General features: G+C 64.6%; 17 protein-coding genes. 6 read left to right on the forward strand and 11 right to left on the reverse strand.

The annotated features are described in order from the left end of the window. Window positions 1–157 precede the first annotated feature (157 nt). A complete protein-coding gene (fdhF, locus tag NJT13_RS18925; RefSeq protein WP_254525491.1) occupies window positions 158–2,287 on the forward strand; it encodes a formate dehydrogenase subunit alpha in 2,130 nt (709 codons plus the stop codon). 222 nt (window positions 2,288–2,509) lie between these two features. Here fdhF and NJT13_RS18930 read toward each other — a convergent pair whose 3' ends face one another. The 6 genes from NJT13_RS18930 to NJT13_RS18955 all read right to left on the reverse strand — a co-directional run bounded on the left by NJT13_RS18930 (window position 2,510) and on the right by NJT13_RS18955 (window position 8,334). Further along, window positions 2,510–3,400 carry a DMT family transporter gene (locus NJT13_RS18930; protein WP_425499821.1) on the reverse strand — a complete coding sequence of 297 codons (891 nt, stop codon included), beginning with the start codon at window positions 3,398–3,400 and terminating at the stop codon, window positions 2,510–2,512. Between the two features lie 72 nt (window positions 3,401–3,472). Then, a complete protein-coding gene (locus NJT13_RS18935; protein ID WP_254523366.1) occupies window positions 3,473–4,063 on the reverse strand; it encodes a nitrous oxide reductase accessory protein NosL in 591 nt (196 codons plus the stop codon). 103 nt (window positions 4,064–4,166) lie between these two features. Next, on the reverse strand, window positions 4,167–4,646 hold the full coding sequence (locus NJT13_RS18940) for an SRPBCC family protein (protein ID WP_254523367.1): 480 nt from the start codon (window positions 4,644–4,646) through the stop codon (window positions 4,167–4,169). Between the two features lie 221 nt (window positions 4,647–4,867). Continuing rightward, window positions 4,868–5,296 (reverse strand): HTH-type transcriptional regulator LrpA1, encoded by a 429-nt coding sequence (lrpA1, locus tag NJT13_RS18945; RefSeq protein ID WP_254523368.1) that lies wholly within the window; start codon window positions 5,294–5,296, stop codon window positions 4,868–4,870. Between the two features lie 194 nt (window positions 5,297–5,490). Further along, a complete protein-coding gene (locus NJT13_RS18950) occupies window positions 5,491–6,426 on the reverse strand; it encodes a thiamine pyrophosphate-dependent enzyme (protein ID WP_254523369.1) in 936 nt (311 codons plus the stop codon). 3 nt (window positions 6,427–6,429) lie between these two features. Next, entirely contained in the window at window positions 6,430–8,334 is a 1,905-nt protein-coding gene (locus tag NJT13_RS18955) for a 2-oxoacid:acceptor oxidoreductase subunit alpha (RefSeq protein WP_254523370.1), read from the reverse strand. Window positions 8,335–8,647: 313 nt separating this feature from the next. On the opposite strand from NJT13_RS18955, the gene NJT13_RS18960 reads away from it, so the two are divergent. Continuing rightward, window positions 8,648–9,484: an OsmC family protein gene (locus tag NJT13_RS18960; protein ID WP_254523371.1), complete on the forward strand. Its 837-nt coding sequence runs from the start codon at window positions 8,648–8,650 to the stop codon at window positions 9,482–9,484. Window positions 9,485–9,629: 145 nt separating this feature from the next. Here the strand turns inward: NJT13_RS18960 and NJT13_RS18965 are convergent, their stop codons facing one another. After that, complete coding sequence (locus NJT13_RS18965; protein WP_254523372.1) at window positions 9,630–10,409, reverse strand: PHP domain-containing protein; 780 nt, start codon at window positions 10,407–10,409, stop codon at window positions 9,630–9,632. A gap of 91 nt (window positions 10,410–10,500) precedes the next feature. Continuing rightward, window positions 10,501–11,652, reverse strand: a complete 1,152-nt coding sequence (gene aroC, locus NJT13_RS18970; RefSeq protein WP_254523373.1) for a chorismate synthase — start codon at window positions 11,650–11,652, stop codon at window positions 10,501–10,503. 134 nt (window positions 11,653–11,786) lie between these two features. On the opposite strand from aroC, the gene NJT13_RS18975 reads away from it, so the two are divergent. Continuing rightward, window positions 11,787–12,158 carry a DUF7344 domain-containing protein gene (locus tag NJT13_RS18975; protein WP_254523374.1) on the forward strand — a complete coding sequence of 124 codons (372 nt, stop codon included), beginning with the start codon at window positions 11,787–11,789 and terminating at the stop codon, window positions 12,156–12,158. Beyond that, the gene (locus tag NJT13_RS18980) at window positions 12,155–12,886 is read left to right on the forward strand and encodes a DICT sensory domain-containing protein (protein ID WP_254523375.1); all 732 of its coding nucleotides are present in this window, start codon (window positions 12,155–12,157) and stop codon (window positions 12,884–12,886) included. Before NJT13_RS18975 ends, NJT13_RS18980 begins: the two co-directional genes overlap by 4 nt. A 112-nt stretch (window positions 12,887–12,998) precedes the next feature. Here NJT13_RS18980 and NJT13_RS18985 read toward each other — a convergent pair whose 3' ends face one another. Together NJT13_RS18985 and aroA are read right to left on the reverse strand one after the other, a co-directional pair. After that, entirely contained in the window at window positions 12,999–14,141 is a 1,143-nt protein-coding gene (locus tag NJT13_RS18985; RefSeq protein WP_254523376.1) for a thiolase family protein, read from the reverse strand. Between the two features lie 96 nt (window positions 14,142–14,237). After that, window positions 14,238–15,536, reverse strand: a complete 1,299-nt coding sequence (gene aroA, locus NJT13_RS18990) for a 3-phosphoshikimate 1-carboxyvinyltransferase (RefSeq protein ID WP_254523377.1) — start codon at window positions 15,534–15,536, stop codon at window positions 14,238–14,240. Between the two features lie 314 nt (window positions 15,537–15,850). On the opposite strand from aroA, the gene NJT13_RS18995 reads away from it, so the two are divergent. Continuing rightward, complete coding sequence (locus NJT13_RS18995; protein WP_254523378.1) at window positions 15,851–16,297, forward strand: universal stress protein; 447 nt, start codon at window positions 15,851–15,853, stop codon at window positions 16,295–16,297. A gap of 77 nt (window positions 16,298–16,374) precedes the next feature. On the opposite strand, the gene NJT13_RS19000 is transcribed toward NJT13_RS18995, so the two are convergent. Beyond that, window positions 16,375–16,779, reverse strand: coding sequence for a DUF5518 domain-containing protein (locus NJT13_RS19000; protein WP_254523379.1), 405 nt, complete (start codon window positions 16,777–16,779; stop codon window positions 16,375–16,377). Between the two features lie 510 nt (window positions 16,780–17,289). Here NJT13_RS19000 and NJT13_RS19005 point away from each other — a divergent pair. Beyond that, window positions 17,290–18,318, forward strand: coding sequence for an AI-2E family transporter (locus NJT13_RS19005; protein ID WP_254523380.1), 1,029 nt, complete (start codon window positions 17,290–17,292; stop codon window positions 18,316–18,318). Window positions 18,319–18,448: the final 130 nt, after the last annotated feature.

Below are 18,448 nucleotides of genomic sequence, written 5' to 3' on the forward strand. Positions count from 1 at the left end.
CTCTCGCAGCCCTCGTCGGCGCACTGGTCCGGCGAGACCCCGTCGGTCGGATTTCGTTCCCGATCCGTCCGTCGAACGGACATATCTTTCTCGTGGTAGAAAATAACATGCACGCTCGGGTGGAGGCATGCACGTAACGGTGAAAAGAGGGACAACGATGGCCAGTGAGAAACGCGATCCGGTCGAAACGATCTGTCCGTACTGCGGCGTCGGATGTGGTATCAAGGTCCAGCAGGGTGCGGAGCCGGGCGACGTCGGGTTCGTCCCCTGGGGCGACGCGCCGGTCAACGAGGGACGCATCTGCATCAAAGGCGGAGCGGCCACGGAGGTCGTCGACCACGAGGACCGTCTCACGGATCCGCTGATCGAGGACGGCGGCGAATTCCGCGAGGCCACCTGGGAGGAGGCGATCGAGTACATCGTCCGCGAACTCGAGCGGATTCGAGACGAGTACGGTCCGGACGCGATGGGCTTTCTGGGGTCTTCGAAGGTGATGAACGAAGAGAACTACCTCCTTCAAAAGCTGGCTCGCCGGTACGGCACCAACAACGTCGACAACTGTACGCGGATGTGTCACGCCTCGACGGTCTGGGCGCTGCGGACGAGCCTGGGTGCGGGGGCGATGACCAACAGCATGCAGGACCTCCGCGATGCTGCCGACCTCTTCTGGATTCAGGGGGCGAATCCGGGCGAGCAACATCCGATCGCAAACAGTCAGTACTTCCGGCAGGCCGTCCTCGAGGGAGCCACGGTAATCCAGGTCGATCCGCACGCGAACAAGACGACGCGAACGTTCGGAATCGACGAGACGGATCGTCACCAGCACCTGCAGTTACAACCGGGAACGGACATCCCCCTGCTGAACGTCGTTCTCAAGACGATCCTCGAGAGACACGACGCGAACCCCGATGAGGGGTGGATCGACGAGACGTTCGTCGCGGAGCGCACCGAAGGGTTCGAACACCTGCGACGGACGCTCGAGGACTTCGACAAAGCCGCGGCGGCCCAGGAGTGTGGCGTCCCTCTCGAGGATATCGAGCGAGCGGCAGAGAAGTACGCGACGGCGGACAACGCGGCTATCTTCACCGGGATGGGGATGAGCCAGCACGCCTGTGGCGTCGACAACGTCCAAAACGAGATCAATCTGGCGCTGATCACGGGCAACCTCGGACGGCCGGGGACGGGCGTCAACCCGCTGCGCGGACAGAACAACGTTCAGGGTACCTGTGACGTCGGTGCGATGCCGAACGTGTTGCCCGGCTATCAGCTCGTCGACGACGACGCAGCGCGCGAATCCGTCGAGGACGTCTGGGGGTTCGACGTTCCGGACGAGCCCGGACTCACGAACGTCGAGATCACGTCGGAAGCCGGCGAATCCGTCGCGGGGCTGTACGTCATGGGCGAAAATCCGGTGATGAGCGAGCCCGACGCCAACCGCGTCGCCGAACGGCTCGAGGACCTCGAGTTCATGGTCGTTCAGGACATCTTCATGACCGAGACGGCCGCGTACGCCGACGTGATCCTTCCCGCTACCACCTGGGCCGAACGCGGCGGAACGGTCACTAACACGGACCGCCGCGTTCAGCGTATGCGCGGCGTCGAGAAGGTTCACGAGAACACGAAACACGATCTCGAAATCCTCCGCGATATCGGGTCCCGGCTCTTCGGTGGCGACGGATTCGACTTCGACGACCCCGAAGCCGTCTTCGAGGAACTCAGGCAGGTCTGTCCGAGTTACCACGGGATGACCTACGACCGACTCGGGACGGAGGGGAGACACTGGCCCTGCTACGAGCCGGGTGACGAGGGCGATCCCTACCTCTACGAGGAGGCGTTCGACACGGAGAGCGGCCGCGGTCACATCGAGGGGGTCGCCCACCAACCGCCGGCCGAAACGCCCGACGACGACTACCCGCTGATCCTCACGACCGCGCGACTCGAGGAACACTACAATACCGGCACGATGAGCACCCGGTCGCCGACGCTCAACCGGCAGACGCCGGAGAATTTCGTCGACGTCAATCCCGCCGACGCCGAACGCTACGGTATCGCGGACGGTGAGACCGTTCGGCTCCGCTCGCGACGCGGCGAGATCACGCTCGAGGCTCACGTCACCGAGGACACCAAGGAGGGCGTCGTCTGGACGACGCCGCACTTCGCCGCCGCGTCGGCCAACGTGCTCACGAATCACGTCCTCGACGACCGAGCAAAGATTCCGGAGTACAAGGCCGCCGCCGCGGAGATCGACGTCGGGATCGAACCCGTCGACGCGAGCACTGACGACTGAGCCGCGGCCCGTTCTCAGTCGTCGGCCGCCGTGTCCGCGTTCACGCCGTCGGCAGTCCGCACTCCCGCCAGTTCGAGCCACGGCGTCACCGACTCCAGGGCGACGTCGAGGCCGGCCAACTCGACGCCATCGGCGAGAGAGACGTCCAGTGACCTGATCGGCCGATCGTTTCGCCCGTGTGGCTCGTCTTCCGAGGGATCTCGCGCTCCGAGCGGACACGTGCTATCGAGCTCGATCGAGCGTTACGAGGGCAATTCCCGCGATCACGACGACTGCACCGAGGGCCGTGACAGCGCTCGGATATTCGCCGAGCAGGACGGCCGCAAGCAGGGTCGCACCCAGCGGCTCTCCGAGCCAGGCGACGCTGACAACGACCGACTCGAGGTGCTCGAGGACCCAGTTGCTCACCGTGTGGCCGATGATGCCGGGGCCGACGGCCAGCCCGACGAAGAGAAGCCACTCGCGGGTCGGATATCCGAGATACGTGTGGCCCTGCACGCCGACCAGGAGAAACAGCGCGACCGTACAGACGCCGTAGACGACGGTCACGTACGGGAACAGCGGAACGCGCTGGCGGATCGAGCGGCCGGCTAGCACGTAGCCGGCGACGGTCACCGCACCGAGCACTGCGAGCGCGTTGCCGTACAGCGTCGCGTCGGAGAGGATCGTCGTTCCTGCGTCGCTGACCGTCATGACGGCCGCGCCGGCGATCGTGACGAGGATACCCAGCACCGTTTTCGGGCCGACGCGCTCGCCGAGGAGGAGCCCCGCGCCGACCGCGACGAACAACGGCTGACTCTGGACCAGCGTGACGCTCGCGGCGACGGTCGTGTGTGCGAGGCTCTCGAACCAGGCCGCGAAGTGGACCGCGAGCGCCGCCCCGGCGACGACAGCACCCCCGAGATCGCGGAGCGAGAGCCGTGCGAACGCCCCGCGGTGGAAGATGAGCGCGACGGGCGCGACCAGCGCCGTCGTGAAGAGTACACGGTAGAACGCCGCGACCGAACTCGGCGCCACGCTCCACCGGACCAGGATCGCGCTGGTGCTCGTGGCGAACACGGCGAGGGCGAGCGCGGCGGCGGGCGACACCTCGTGGTCGACGCGCACAGCTATCGCACTCGCTCGAGCGGTAAAACGGGTTCCGGAACCGGCCCGGGCGCGCCGGCGGCGGTGGCGGCCGGTCCGTTATTCGTCCGGAAGCCGACTGTCGCGGTATATCGACGCGATTTCGAGGTCGACGTCCTCGAGGCCGACGATGATGTCGTCCTCGGTCAACTCCTCCGCGTCCCACTCCTCGAGAAATGCCAATGCGTCCTCGCGGTCGGCGTACGGGCGCGGATCGATGCCCATCGGATCGTCGGCGGCCTCCTTGTCGGTTATGAGGACGAAGTGGGCCGCGGTCGCGTCGATGAGCTCTTCGGTTTCGTAGTCGGTCGTCCACGCGCCGGCGATCGGCGACTCCGGCGTCGACGATACCGTATACGCGAACAGACAGCCCGGCGAATCGAACACCGCCGCCAACCCGTTTTCGTGAACGAGTTGGCCCTTCCCGAAGTACTTGGTCGCTGGCATGTTACAGACCGCACACCGGTGTCCCTCGGGGAACGCGAACGGTCCTTCGTCGACGTTCTCGATCGTGGGCTCGTACACCTGTGGTTGTGTTTCGCCGTCGTCTTCTGGCTGCTCGCCCCCGAGGCAGCCAGCGAAACCGGCGGCCAGCCCCACCCCGAGCGAACACAGAAGTCCCCGGCGCTCCAGCCCGTTGCGGTCGGTCATACGCGACGCTACCGGTGCGACGGTCAAAACGATCTTGGTACACCCATCGAACGCCCGCGATGAAATCTGAACGGACCGACCTCCGGGGACCCGTCGCAATCGGTCACTCGAGTCGCGCTTTCGCGAGCCGATGGCGGGCCCGGAACATGGCCTCGAAGCCGATCCGAGAGAGCGGCGCGATCGCATCGCCGATCCCGCCCAGCGGGAGTTCGTAGGTGACCCGATCTCGAACGACGGTTCGGTCGTCGTCGGCGTAGAAGGCGTGCGTGTGCTCCCACCGGTCGAACGGCCCGTGGACCATCTCGTCGCGAAAGTACGCGGACCCCTCGTGGCGCTCGCGGTCAGTGATCACCGACGTCCAGTGCTGGCGCGGTCCGACTCCGAAGGGGCGGATCGACAGCGCGACCTCCGAACCCGGCTCGAGAACGTCCGGAGACGGCTCGCCGTCGGGACCGATCACGCGCTCGACGCGCAGGTGCATCCAATCGGGTGTGACCGCCTCGAGGCCGGAAATCCGCGAGTTGAACTCCCAGACGTCTTCGAACGGCGAGTCGACCGTCGTTTCACGTTCGTACGTGGGCATGGATCGACTGGCCCTACGGTGGCGAGCGTCAAAACGTCGGTCCCGACGGAACGACCCGTGGATACTGCGCTCCCGACAGACACCGATCCGGTGTCTGCAAACGCGTTCGTCAGATGCGATCTCGCGGGCTATCAGACGCGGTCTGACGACGTCGTGAAAGCGGCAAGTTCCACATCACGGGGCGGACGGTATCAGCCGTGAACAAGGAGGGCGGGGAGAAATCACTTCAGGCGCTCTTGCAGAAACGACGGATGGGCCGCGGTGACGCCGTCTATCTCGAGGAGTTCGTCGGCGATGATTTCCCCCAGCGAATCGCCGTCCTCGGCGCGAACTTCGGCCATCAGCATGTGATCACCGCTGGAGCTGTACAGTGCCTCGACCTCCTCGAGTTCCTTGATCGCCTGCGTCGCCTCGACGTAGCGTTCGCTCGCGACGTCGAGTCCGACCAGGGCGATGGTCTGACTCGAGAGCTTCTTCGGGTCGATGTCGGCGGAATAGCCGACGATGACCCCTTCCTCTTCGAGTTGATTGATGTACTTTCGCACCGTGGGTTTCGAGACGCTAGCCCGCTCGGCGATCTCGGCGTAGGACGCCTGTGCGTCCTCCTCGAGGACCTCGAGGATACGATCTTCCGTCGCCTGAGTACTCATATGAGTATGTTTTGCTCCGGCGGAAAAATATCTTTTGTATACGAAAACGACGGATATCCGACCGGATGAGGCGCGGTCCGTAACCGTCGGAACGCATCGCCGAGACGAACGGGCGACCCACCACTTCCGGCCTCGATCGGCGCGGTCACAGCGCCCACGACGGTGATAAACGCCGCGTCCGTGCCGCGCTGCGTTCAGGTGTGTCGGTCGAGGAGGTCGTAGCTGCGTTCCCACTCCGCGTCGTCGTCGAAGTAGCGCTCGGCCAGCGGCTCGTCCGGCATCTCACCGACGGCGGCTTTCTCCTGCTGATACGACGGGCGGTCCTCGTCGACGTAGTATCGCCCCGTCAGGACGGTCCCCTCGTTGAGCACGTCCTCGGTTTCGTGCATCATTTCGGCGGCTTCACGACGATCGGTCACGTCGAAGTCGTAGTCGTCGGACTCCTGTACGTCGATGTAGGGGACGTACTGTCGAGCGTCCTTGTTCCAGGTCGGACACTGGGTGAGGAAGTCGATGTGGGCGAAGCCGTCGTGTTCGATGGCCTCTTTGATGATCTCTTTGGCCTGGTTCGGGTTGACCGCCGCAGTGCGGGCGATGTAGCTCGCGCCGGCGTTCAGGGACAGCGACAGCGGCCGGAGCGGCGTCTTCGCGCTGCCGGACGGTTGGGTCTTGGACTTGTGGCCCTTCGGACTCGTCGGCGAGGTCTGGCCCTTGGTCAGGCCGAAGATCTCGTTGTTGAACACGATGTACGTCATGTCGTGGTTCTCGCGGGCCGAGTGGATGAAGTGGTTCCCGCCGATCCCGTAGCCGTCGCCGTCGCCTCCGGCGGCGATGACCTCGAGGTCGGTGTTCGCCAGTTTGGCCGCCCGAGCGACGGGCAGCGAGCGCCCGTGAATCGTGTGGAATCCGTAGGTGTCCAGGTAGCTATTCAGTTTGCCGGAACAGCCGATCCCGGTGACGGTCAGCACCTCTTCGGGCGTCTTGCCGACTTCCGGCAGGGCCTGTTTCAGCGCCTTCAGGACGCCGAAGTCGCCACAGCCGGGACACCAGGTCGGCTGGGGTTCGACGCCGGGGGTAAACTCGTCCCGGTCGATCTCCCGTTCCTCTCCGATCGCGTTGAATGCACTCATATGTTAGTCACCTGTTGCGGGTTCGATCCGTACCTGTGCGGTCGGTTGGCGGTCCTCCTCTGCGAGGTTGACCTCGTAGCCCTCGACGATCTCGGCGGGTTCGAAGGGTTCGCCGTTGTACTTCAGCAGGCTGGTCATCTCGTCGCCGAACCGACCGAGTTCCTTCTGAATCAGACCGCGGAACTGCGCGGTGGCGTTCATCTCGACGACCATCGCCTCGTCGACGCGCTCTAGGAACTCCGTCACTTCGGTTTCCGGGAACGGCATCATGTCGGAGACGCCGAGTCCCGCGACGGAGTGGCCGTTCTCGTTCAGTCGTTCGACGGCTTCGCGGACGGCGCCCTGGCTCGAGCCCCAGGTGATGACGCCGTACTCGGCGTTTTCGTCGCCGAAGGTGGTCTGATTGGAGGCGTGTTCCGCCTCGAGTTCCTCGCGGATGTGCTCGAGCTTTTCGAGCCGGCGCTCCATCTGGAAGACGCGGTTGTCGGGGTCCTCACTGATGTGTCCGACCGGGCTGTGTTCGTTGCCGGTCGCGAGGAAGCGCCCGCCTTTCTGGCCGGGGAGCGAGCGCGGACTGACTCCGTTTTCGGCGTCGTCGTAGTTGAACCGTCTGAATTTCCCGCTCGCGTCGTGGGCGGCCTCCCGGAGTTCGTCTTCGGTCAACGTCGAGCCCAGATCCGGCTGTGGCTCGCGGTCGAAGAATTCGACGTCGACGTTGGTGTTCTCCCCCGAGAGCTTCTGGTCGTAGATGACGATCGCTGGAATCTGGTAGTCCCAGGCGATTTTGAACGCGAGTCTGGTCTGGTCGTAGGCCTCCTCGACGTTCCCGGGCGCGAAGACGACCCGCGAGGAGTCGCCCTGGCTCGTATAGAGTACGTGTTCGAGGTCGCCCTGTTCGGGTTTCGTCGGCATTCCCGTCGAGGGTCCGGCCCGCATCGACTCGACGAGGACGATGGGCGTTTCGGTCATCTCGGCGAGACCGAGCGGTTCGGACATCAGGGCGAAGCCGCCGCCCGACGAACCGGACATGGCCTTCGCGCCGGCGTGGCTCGCACCGACCGCGAGCGCCGCCGCGGCGATCTCGTCTTCGACCTGCTCGGAGACGCCGCCCATGTCGGGGAAGTTCTGGCTGAGGATGGTGAACACGTCCGTCCACGGTGTCATCGGGTAGCCGGCGATGAACCGACAGCCGGCGTCGATCGCGCCGTAGGCGATCGCGTTCGATCCCGACAGCAGTGCCTGCTCGGTGTCGTGAGAGCCCTCGGGCGCGCGCAGTTCGTGGTCGAAGTCGTACTCCTCGTTGATCGTGTCGTAGGCCTCGTGGAGAATCTCGAGGTTCGCCTCGAGGACGTCCCCACTCATGGCGTCTTCCATCAGGTCCTCGATGTGGTCGAGGTCCATCTCGAGCAGCGCCGCCGTGACGCCGACGCCCGCGGTGTTTCGCATGACCTCCCGGCCGTACTCCCGCGCGAGCGACCGGAGGTCGAGCGGGAACACGTGCCAGTCGTTCTCCTCGGCGCGGGCCTCCAGTTCGATGTCCGCGACGTCCTCCTCGCTGATGAGGCCCTCGTCGTAGACGATGATTCCGCCCTCGCGGAGATCGTCGAGATTCTCCGAGAGGGGCTTGATCTCTTCGTTCCCGTAGTAGGCCTCTTCCTGCGGGTTCCGGGCGAACGAGTCGCCCAGTGCGAGCAGGAAGTTGTAGCCGTCCCCGCGTGACTGTACCTCGTGGTCTGCGGCCCGAATCTCGACGTAGGTGTGGCCGCCGCGAATTCGCGACGGATAGTGCCGGTGGGTGAATACGTCGAGTCCCGAGCGCATCAGCGCCTTGGCGAAATTCTGGCTCGTCGAGTCGATTCCGTCGCCGGAACCACCTGCGATTCGCCAGATAAGTTCATCGCTACTCATAGGTGATCAGTGGCCAGTGGCCAACCGTATTCGAAATTTGCCCCACGTTGCCTAAAGACTTTGCTATAGATTACCAAGGATCTTTCGTGAAGAATGGACATCCATTGAAGAATATGTGTGAACAATCATTATTATCCAAGGAAAACGAGTTTATAATTGTCCACATTCGTTCGAGCATTTCCGTTCCGAATAGCAGGGTGGGCCGTCGAAACCGTTCCGCGCGAGCCGTCGAATGCGGTCGTCCGTTCCTGTCCCCGACCGTCGGTTCCGAGAGGCACATCCCTTTTACCCCCTGTACGCGCTACGAACTCACATGGGCTACATCGTCCGAATGCCGGCGCTCGGTCCCGAGACGAAACGCGGGACCCTCCTCGAGTGGACGGTACTCGAGGGGGAGTCGGTTTCAACGGGAGAGGCGATCGCCGACGTGGCAACCGAGCCGGACGTGGAACCCGAACCGCAATCGGATGCGGAATCGGGCTCACGCGTCGGAGTGGTCGAGGCACGCGCCGGTGGCGTTCTGCGTCGGACGTATCTCGAGGGCGGCGAATCGGTGCCGCCCGGGACCCCGATCGGCATCGTCGCGCCGACTGCGAACACCATCGAGGACCTCGAAGCGGAGGCGGCGACCGACCTCGAAGCGGCCGCCGAGCGCGTCGAGAACCCGTGGCCGTCGCCCGCAGAAAGCGGTACGGGCGCAGCCGCCCGCACAGTCGAGACCGGGACAGCCCGTCGGGGTGAACACGAGATGCCCGGACGGTCGGTCTCCGCGACGAACGCCGAGGGGATGCGGGGGCACATCGAGGCCGGCTCCTTCGAGTGGGCGTTCGACGAACCGGAATTGAGCGGCGGCACCGAAACCGGTCCGACCCCGGTCGACGTCTTCCTCGGTGGGCTCGCAGCGTGTCTCTCGCTCAGCACCAGGTACCAGGCGACGAAACGTGACGCGTCGGTCGACGAGATTCGGGTCGACGTCGACGCAGCGCCGGAGCGCGGCTCCGTCGAGCGGATCGACGCGACGATCCGGATCGACGCCGACGAGGACGACGAGACGGTCGAACACATCGTCACCCTCGCCGAACGGGGCTGTCACGTTTCACAACTCCTTCGAGACGACCTGTCGCTGACGCTCGCCTGGGAACGGCGTTGAAAATAGGTGCCCGCCGACGCCGGGTTCCCGATCACGACCGGTCGCGCTCGAGCCCGGTTTCACGGTTTCGGACGACCCCGCCCGACACAGAACGAGTCCGCCGCTACTCGAAACGGATTCGCGGCCGCTCGGTGTGGGTTCCCGGCTACTGGACGACCCCATCGGGGGTGACGGGCTCGAGGCCGGCCTCCTCGACGAACCCGGTGAGAAAGCCGATGCGATCGGGAATCTCTCCCGGGCGATGGGAGTCGGTGCCGACGGTCACGGCCACGTCGTGTTCGCGCAGCACGGACAGGAAGGGATCGGACGGGTGGACGACCTCGGCATCGGACAGGGCTCGTCCGGCGTTGATCTCCGGAACGGTTCGGGAGTCGGAGAACGCCCGTGCCACCCGTCTGTAGTGTGCGTCCGTTGCACGCCCCCGTAACGGCGGGGTCCGCTCGAGCAGATCGACGTGAGCCGCGATATCGAACAGTTCGGACTCGACGAGTGTGACCAGTTTCTCGAAATACTCGTCGACGACCGCGTCGCGCTCGGCCTCGGTCATCTCCGCGAAATGTGATGCGACCTGGACGTTCTTCCCGTCGACGTCGTGGACGCTCCCGATCGCGTACTCAAATCCGGCCTCGGAAAGAAACGCGTCGATCGCGGCCTCGTCGCGCGGGTCGTAGTCCATCTCGACGGCGTCGTAGATCTCGAGACCGAACTCCTCCCGCAGTCGCTCGATCCCCCGGCGGCGGCGTTCGTGGGTGAGATCGAGATTGAACCCGTATACGCTCCGCATCGATTCGTGGCGGTCGCGTGTGGCCACGTTGCAGTGGTCGGCGATACCCACACCCTCGAGACCCGCCGATTCTGCGGCCCGGATCATCCCTCTGAGGAAGTCGCCGTCCGAGTAGTTCGAGTGGACGTGAAAATCCCGCATACGTCGCCGACCACGGGGGATGTATTAGTTGTTACGCTTACAGAACCGGGCTTCGAAACGGCGAAAACCGGTGGCAGAACGCCGACTCGAGCTATTCGCTCCGCGGGTTGCTCGGATGGTACTCTGTATCGTACTCACCGGGCCGGTCGTCGACGCGATCCGGATTGAGTCGACCGCTCAGAAGCATGAAGTCGACGAGCGTCAGCGCGAGCATCGCCTCGACGACGGGGACTCCTCGAGGCGGAAGGACGGGGTCGTGTCGACCGATGACCTTCTCTTCTTTGAGTTCGCCGGTCTCCCAGTCGGCCGTCTGCTGGGTTTTCGGAATCGAGGTCGGCGCGTGGAGCGTGACCTCGCCGTAGATCGGTTCTCCCGAGGAGATGCCGCCCTGAATGCCGCCGTGGTCGTTCTCGACCGGCGTCGGATTCCCCTCGTCGTCGAACTCCCAGTCGTCGTTTCGCTCTTTTCCAGTCCACTCGCGGGCCTCCCGACCGAGGCCGAACTCGAACGCCGTCGTCGCCGGCACCGACATCATCGCCTGCCCGAGGCGGGCCGACAACGAATCGAACCGGGGCGCGCCGAGACCGACGGGGACGCCCCGTGCCTCGAAGTAGATGCTCCCGCCGATCGAGTCGCCTTTTTCCTGATACTCCTCGATCAGGGTTTGCATCTCCGCGGCCGTCTCGGGATGGCCACAGCGCACGTCGTTTTCCTCGGAGTGAGCGACGATCTCCTCGAAGCTCACCTCGGGAGCTTCGACGTCGCCGATCTGGTTGACGTGGGCTTTGAGTTCGATCCCCTGTTGCGAGAGCAGTTTCTTCGCGATCGCGCCCGCAGCGACCCAGTTTACGGTTTCCCGGGCGGACGAACGACCGCCGCCACCCCAGTTTCGCGTCCCGAATTTGGCCGAATACGTGAAGTCGCCGTGGCTGGGTCGCGGTGCGGTGATGAAGGGCTCGTACTTGCCCGACCGTGCGTCCTTGTTCTGGATCACCATCCCGATCGGCGTCCCGGTCGTGTAGCCGTCCTGTATTCCGGATTTGATCGAGACGGCGTCCGGTTCGCCGCGACTGGTCGTGATCATCGATTGGCCCGGTTTCCGGCGGTCGAGATCCTCCTGAATGTCCTCTTCGGAGAGTTCGAGCCCGGCGGGACAGCCCGAGACGGTACAGCCCATCGCCTCCCCGTGGCTCTCGCCGAACGTAGTCACCTGGAAGAGGCGACCGAAGCGGTTGCCGTTCATTACCCTGCTCTCTGGGACGCGGACACTTAGCCCTGCAGGATTCGGAGACGAAACGCTGCGCCGGAGCCCTCGGCTCAGCGGACGTTGCAAGTACCGCGTACAGCTATTTCAGGGACGCGCGCGTACACGTTTCAATGGGCGACGAGCAGTTCGATCCCGATCCGTTCGCCCTGCGCACGGCGACCGGTGCGTTCCCGGTCGACGACGTGCTCCGTCTCTTCGCCGATCGACGCGCCCGCTACGCGGTCGTCTATCTCGCCGATCATCCGACGCCGACGCTCGAGGAACTCGCCGACGTGATCGTCGCGAAGGACGCGAGCGTCGAGGGGACCATCGCCACACCTGCCGACCGTGATCGCGTTCGTATTCGACTCTATCACACGATACTTCCCAAACTCGAGTCGCTGGGGTTCATCACGTACGACGGCGAGACGAACGCCGTCACTGAAACCGACATCCCGCCGGCGGTGATCGACGCCCTGGGGGTGACCGACAGACCGCCATGAACTCGCTCGGAGCGGTCATCGAGTCGATCGAACGACGACGGAAAACGCTCGAAGTTCACACCGACGACGATGCGGTCGTTGCGGAACTCAGACGCCAGTTCGAGACGCGGAACGTGGTTCTCGTTCACCGCTCGCTCGGGTCGCTCGACGAGGCCGGATTCGTCATCGTCCGGGACACGGACGATGAGTTCCGCGGCGCGCTGGGGATCGACCAGTTTCGGGCTCTCCTCTCGCCGCGAACTCATCCGCCGTGGAAACTCGCCGAAACCGAGCAGGACCGATCGGAGCTCTTCGATTTCCTCGAGAACACGTTGTTTACGTCCTACAGCCGTCGGCAGATGCTGGCGACGGCCCGCGAGATCGAAGAGCGAGCGTGGCGCATCAGCTCCGGCAGTCTCTATACCGGATTCGAACGGGCGCGGGCGTTCGCCGCACAGAGAGAGGTCTACGACCGCCTGGGAAGCCACGGATCGCTCGCGGTGACGGTGTTCTTCGACGATGCGTGGGACGCGTCCGTCCCGGAGGGTGTGACGGTGGTGACCGAACCGAATAGCGAACTCGGCGAGTACTGGTTCGTGGTGTTCGACGGCGGCGGCAACGAACTCGAATCCTGTGCGTTACTCGCCGAAGAACGGCGACCGGGGGAGTACTACGGGTTCTGGACGTACGATCCGACGATCGTTCGGGAACTCGTCTCGCACCTCGAGACGACCTACGACATCGGGTAGAAGAGTGAGGGCCCCGGTGTGTCGGCCGAGCCAGCCGCGTTCGGTCGCCGTTTCGCGGACGCCTCGGCGACGACCGCTCGTGTGAGACGATCGGTTCGCCCGGAGGACCGGATTACGGGAGCTCGAACTCGATCGCAGCTCCCTGGCCGAAGCCGACGCACTCGGTCGCGATTCCGCGATCGACGCCGCGGCGGTTCATCTCGTGAACGAGCGTCACCGGAAGACGTGCCCCCGAACACCCGAGCGGGTGGCCGATGGCGATCGCGCCGCCGTTGACGTTGAGTTGCTCGTCCGGGATGCCGAGTTCGCGCTGGGAGTACAGCGTCTGGCTGGCGAACGCCTCGTTGATCTCGACCAGTCCGTAGTCGTCGATCTCCCGACCGGCGCGTTCGAGGAGTCCCTCCGTCGCCGGAACCGGTCCGACTCCCATTATCGTGGGGTCGACGCCCGCGACGTAACTCGTCCCGACCTCTGCGAGGATCTCGAGATCGTTCTCGGCCGCGAAGTCGCGACTGGTCAGCAAGACGCCGGCGGCACCGTCGGCGATCTGTGAGGCGTTGCCGGGCGTGACCGTCCCGTCCTCTTTGAAGACCGTCGGGAGATCGGCGAGCGTTTCGGAGGTCGTTCCGGGACGCAACCCCTCGTCTTCGTCGTGGACGCCGTCGTCCGTTTCGAGCGGGACGATCTCGTCGTCGAACCGGCCCTCCTCGGTGGCTTCGACCGCGCGTTGCTGGCTGCGCGCGCCGTACTCGTCCTGTTCCTCGCGAGAGATATCGTACTTCTCGGCGACCTTTTCGGCGGTCATCCCCATCGCCAGGTTGCGCATTCCGTATTTCTCCTCGAGACCGGGGTACAGATCGCCGCTGTCACCGCCCCCCATCTTGACGCGGCTCATGCTCTCGACGCCGCCGGCGATGACCGCCGAGTGGCGGCCCGCGGCGATCGAATCGGCGGCGCTGATGATCGCTTGCGCGGAGGACGCACACTGTCTGTCGACGGTCGTCGCCGGAACTCCTTCCCCGAGCTCGGAGAAGAGCGCGATCTGTCGTGCGATGTTCGTCCGCTGTTCCGAGCGCTGCTGGGCGCAGCCCCACATCAGGTCGTCGACGTGCTCCCCGGCGAGCCCCGTCTCGGCGAGCATCTCGTTGACCAGCGGAATCGAGAGGTCTTCGCTCCGGATGTCCGTGAGCGCACCGTCTTCTCTTCCCTGAGCTGTTCTAACAGCGCTAACGATTACCGGCGTATTGCCTGACATTGTATACCAACATTTTCTGCGGACATAAATAGCTACTCGCTCCGGAAAGTTCTCACTCGAATCGATGAACGGACGGTGCGCTCGCGGATCGGAGCGCTACCCCTGTCGCTCGAGTCCGGCGCCCAGGTCCTCGAGCATCTCGAAGAAGCCGGGGAACGAAACGTCGACGTGTTCGGCCCCCTCGACGGTCGTCTCACCGGTTGCGACCAGTCCCGCGAGCGCGAGCGCCATGATGATCCGGTGGTCGTCGCGTCCCGAGACGGTCGCCCCCTCGAGTTGCGAGTCGCTCCCGTGGATCGTCAGGGAGTCGGGCTCTTCGGTCGTTTCGACGCCCATCTTTCCGAGCTCCTCGGCCATCGCGCTCACCCGGTCCGTCTCCTTGTATCTGACGTGCTCGGCGTCGACGATCTCGGTATCGCCCTCGGCGACCGCGCCGAGCGTCGCGATCGTCGGCAGGAGATCCGGCGTGTCCTCGACGGAGACGCGGGTCCCGGACAGCGGTGCCGATACGACGTCGATCGACCCCTCCTCGCGGTTCCAGTCGACGTCCGCGCCCATCCGGTCGACGATGTCGACGATGGCGCTGTCGCCCTGCGCGCTCGGATGGGCCCCCTCGATGCGGACGCCCGTCCCATCCCCGCCGGCGATCGCACCCGCGGCGAGCGGATACGAGATCGACGAGAAGTCCCCGGGGACCGCGTACTCCCCGCCTGCGGGCGCGTAGGACTGCCCGCCAGCCACGACGAAGCCGTCGTCCGTTTTTCGCGCGTCGACCCCGAAATCCGCGAGCACCTCGAGCGTGATGTCGACGTACGGCGCCGATTTGAGTTCCGTCTCCAGATCGATCGCGATCCCGTCGTCGGTGACCGCACCGGCCATCAGTAACGCGGTGATGTACTGGGAGGAAACGTCACCCGGAATCGACACCTCGCCGCCGGACAGCGGCCCGGTGACGACCAGCGGAGCCTGTCCGTTCCCGCGCGTGCTGTACGCGTCGACTCCGAGGTCGGCGAGGGCGGAGAGCAGCGGGCCCTGGGGCCGCGACCGAAGGGATTCGTCGCCGGTCAGCACAGAGGTGCCGTCGGCCAGCGCCGCGGCGGCGGTGACGAGGCGCATCGTCGTGCCGCTGTTCGCGCAGTCGATGACGTCCGCAGGCACGTCGGGCCGGCCGTCGAAGCCCTCGACGTCGAGGGTTCCGGTTTCTCGTCGGTCGACCTCGCCGCCGAACAGAGTCACTGCGCGAGCGGTCGCTTGCGTGTCTGCGCTCCAGAGCGCGTCCCGCACGGTCGCCTCGCCCGCGAAGCCCGCCGCGAGGATCGCCCGGTGGGTGTAGCTCTTCGAGGGCGGCGCACGCGCCGACCCCGAGACGCTCGAGGGCGTGATAGTGACGTTCATGGTCGCTCTGTCGTGTGGGCCCGCCTTACCGATACCGATCCCCGCACTGGTACGGATTCTCGGCCCGGTGCCGACGCTGGAGCGTCAGAATCGATCCGTCTCGAACGGGAGCGACGACCCCACCTCGAGCGGCGGTACCTGAATCGACACCACCGTCTCTCGGCGGTCGCGCGCTCGAGAGTCCGGAATTCGGTATCCGAACCCAGGGGCTTCTCCGCAGGCCGCCGCACCCGCGGGTTCCTCCGTAGGCCGCACCGATCGATTGCGGGGCGGGCCACTGGGGAAATTTGGTCCGCGTCGCCGTATGGGAGACCATGACCACACGAGTTCTGGTCGCGTTCGACGAATCTACGCAAGCGAACATCGCGTTACGGTACGCCCTCTCGACGCACCCCGGTGCGGAGATTCACGTGCTTCACGTGAACGATCCGGAGGAGTGGTACCGGAACGAGGACCTGAACGAGTTCTACCCCGAGGATTCGTACGAAAAGTCACTGGAAGCAGCGGAATCGCTTCTGGAGCGGGCCGAAGGGATCGCACGCGAGTCCGACGCGGACGCGGACGTACGGACGGTGTCGCTCGATGGGGACGCAGCGTCCACCATCGTGACGTACGCGGAGGACCACGACGTCGATCACATCGTCGTCGGTAGTCACGGGCGCGAGGGACTGGTTCGATATTTACTCGGAAGCGTCGCCGAGCACGTCGTTCGACGGTCGCACGTCCCCGTGACGGTCATCAGAGAAGAGCGATCCTCGTGAGAGAGACGGCCGTCTCCGCGCGGCCCGACAGTCCCCCGAAAACCGACGCCGCGTACGAATCGGTGACGTGAACGATTTCACGCCCGCGCATCGGGGAGCCGTTGGAAGGCCTGTCGACCGCAGGCCCACGATCCGATCGCCCCACCGATCGCGCCCGGGGTAGCGTAGAACGCGAACAGGAACACGCCGACGGCGAGCACGCCGAACTCCGGGACGAACCCCGCGAAGAAGAACGTCGCGAACGTGACGACGACCAGGTTGAGAAGCGACGCGAAGACGGTCATTAGTCCGCCGTGGACGGCCCCGGAAACGACCGTGCCACCGGCGAGAAAGCCGGTGACGATACCGCCGAGGACACCGATGATAATCCACGAAAACGTCAGGATCATCGGGTTTATCGCGACGACCAACCGGCCCCTGATGACCGCGACGACCACAACGAGGAGTAGTCCGATCAGTATCGCTCTCCAGTCGATATCCATGCGGCCTGCTACCGTATCGAAGCGGATAACCCCCTCTTCAGAATTTTCGAAATGTGAGCCCCAGTTGATGTGACCGGTGATCGTGCCGACAAAGCATCTTCCACCGTGTTCCGTCGCCGGACGCCTCGAAACTACCCGTCGGGTCATATCGTGTCGGCGGACGCGACGACCCGGTGTACCGAGCGTGGATTCACGAGCCCCCAGTCGCTCATCGTGTGCCGACTCTGGTGGAAGAACTGGGAGTCGGAAGCGAACACGACCGACGACGTCGGTGTCGGATTACCGTTCTCCGAGTAATGTTCCCAATTTGACAATCACTGTAGATTTAAGGGTTTGCTCGAGGTATCGTCTCTCGGAAGAACCCACCCATCGCGGGCTACTCGACGGTTGCGGGGGTCTGACGAGGACGTCAGTTATCCTTCGATTGGATTGGAAAAGGGAATTAATGAGTGACAGTATGGCAGTACCTGGGCCTCTCGATACGTCGGGCACTGGCAGTGGTGTCCAACCATGACCGAAGACGGCACCGACTCTTCGATCACCTTCCTTCGGATTCTCCTGCTAGTCTTCGGTACGCTGTCCGTGGTTCTCGTATTGCCGTTCCTGCAGTTTGTACTGGCCGGTGGATTGCTGGCGTATCTCGTCGCACCGGTAAACGCCCGACTGTCGGACCGACTCGGGGCGACTGCCGGTGCGGTCGGTACACTCCTCGCCACGGTGGTCGTCGTTCTCGTCCCGCTCCTCGTCGTCGTCGTCGTCGCAGTGGATCAGGCAGTCTCGGTGGCGAGCGGTGCCGAACTCCCCGACGCCGCGGCCGTCGAAGCCATCGTCCAGGATCGGTTCGGAGCGGATGCGGACCTTCAAACCCTGCTCGAGCCGTTCTCCGGCGCGGTCGAAACCGGTCTCCGCGGCGTCGTGGGCGGGATCATCGGCATCGTCGGCGGGATTCCCGCGTTCGTCGTGGGCGCTGTCGTCTTCCTGTTCACCTTCTACTACCTCCTGCGAGACGGCGACGCGTTCATCGCCTGGCTACGGACGGCCGCCCCGCTCGAACCGGACGTGATGGACGAACTCCTGGGTAACACCGACGACCTCCTCTGGGCTGCAGTGGTGGGCAACGTTATCGTCGCCGGCTTGCAGGCGATTCTGACCGTTCTCGCCTTCATCGTCATCGGTTTCGACAGCATCGTCTTCTGGGGCGTGATCACGTTCGTTCTGTCGCTACTCCCGCTCATCGGAGCGTCGATCGTCTGGATTCCGGCTGTGATCTACCTCGTCGTCGTGGGGAGCATTCCGGCGGCGGTGGGACTACTCGTGTACGGGACCGTCGTCATCAGCGGCTCGGACAACGTCGTCCGACCGCTCGCGATGCAGCGCGGTACGCGCCTCAATCCGGGCATTCTCGTCATCGGCATCCTCGGTGGCGTCGCCGTCTTCGGGTTCCTCGGCCTCTTCGTCGGGCCCGTTCTGATCGGACTGGCCAAAACCATCGTCGACTTGCTCGTGGAAGCCCGCGGCGAATCGAGCAGGTCCGAATAGCGGGCATGCGAGCAGCACACCTCTTTACGACCATCGATCGCGTTTCGGGATCCCCCGTCTCGCTCGACCGATCACCGCCGTATCGGCGTTTGAAATACCGAACCCTGATAATTCAGTACGAGTGTGCAAT

It is taken from the genome of Natrinema caseinilyticum (genome assembly GCF_024227435.1).
GTDB classification, from domain to species: domain Archaea; phylum Halobacteriota; class Halobacteria; order Halobacteriales; family Natrialbaceae; genus Natrinema; species Natrinema caseinilyticum.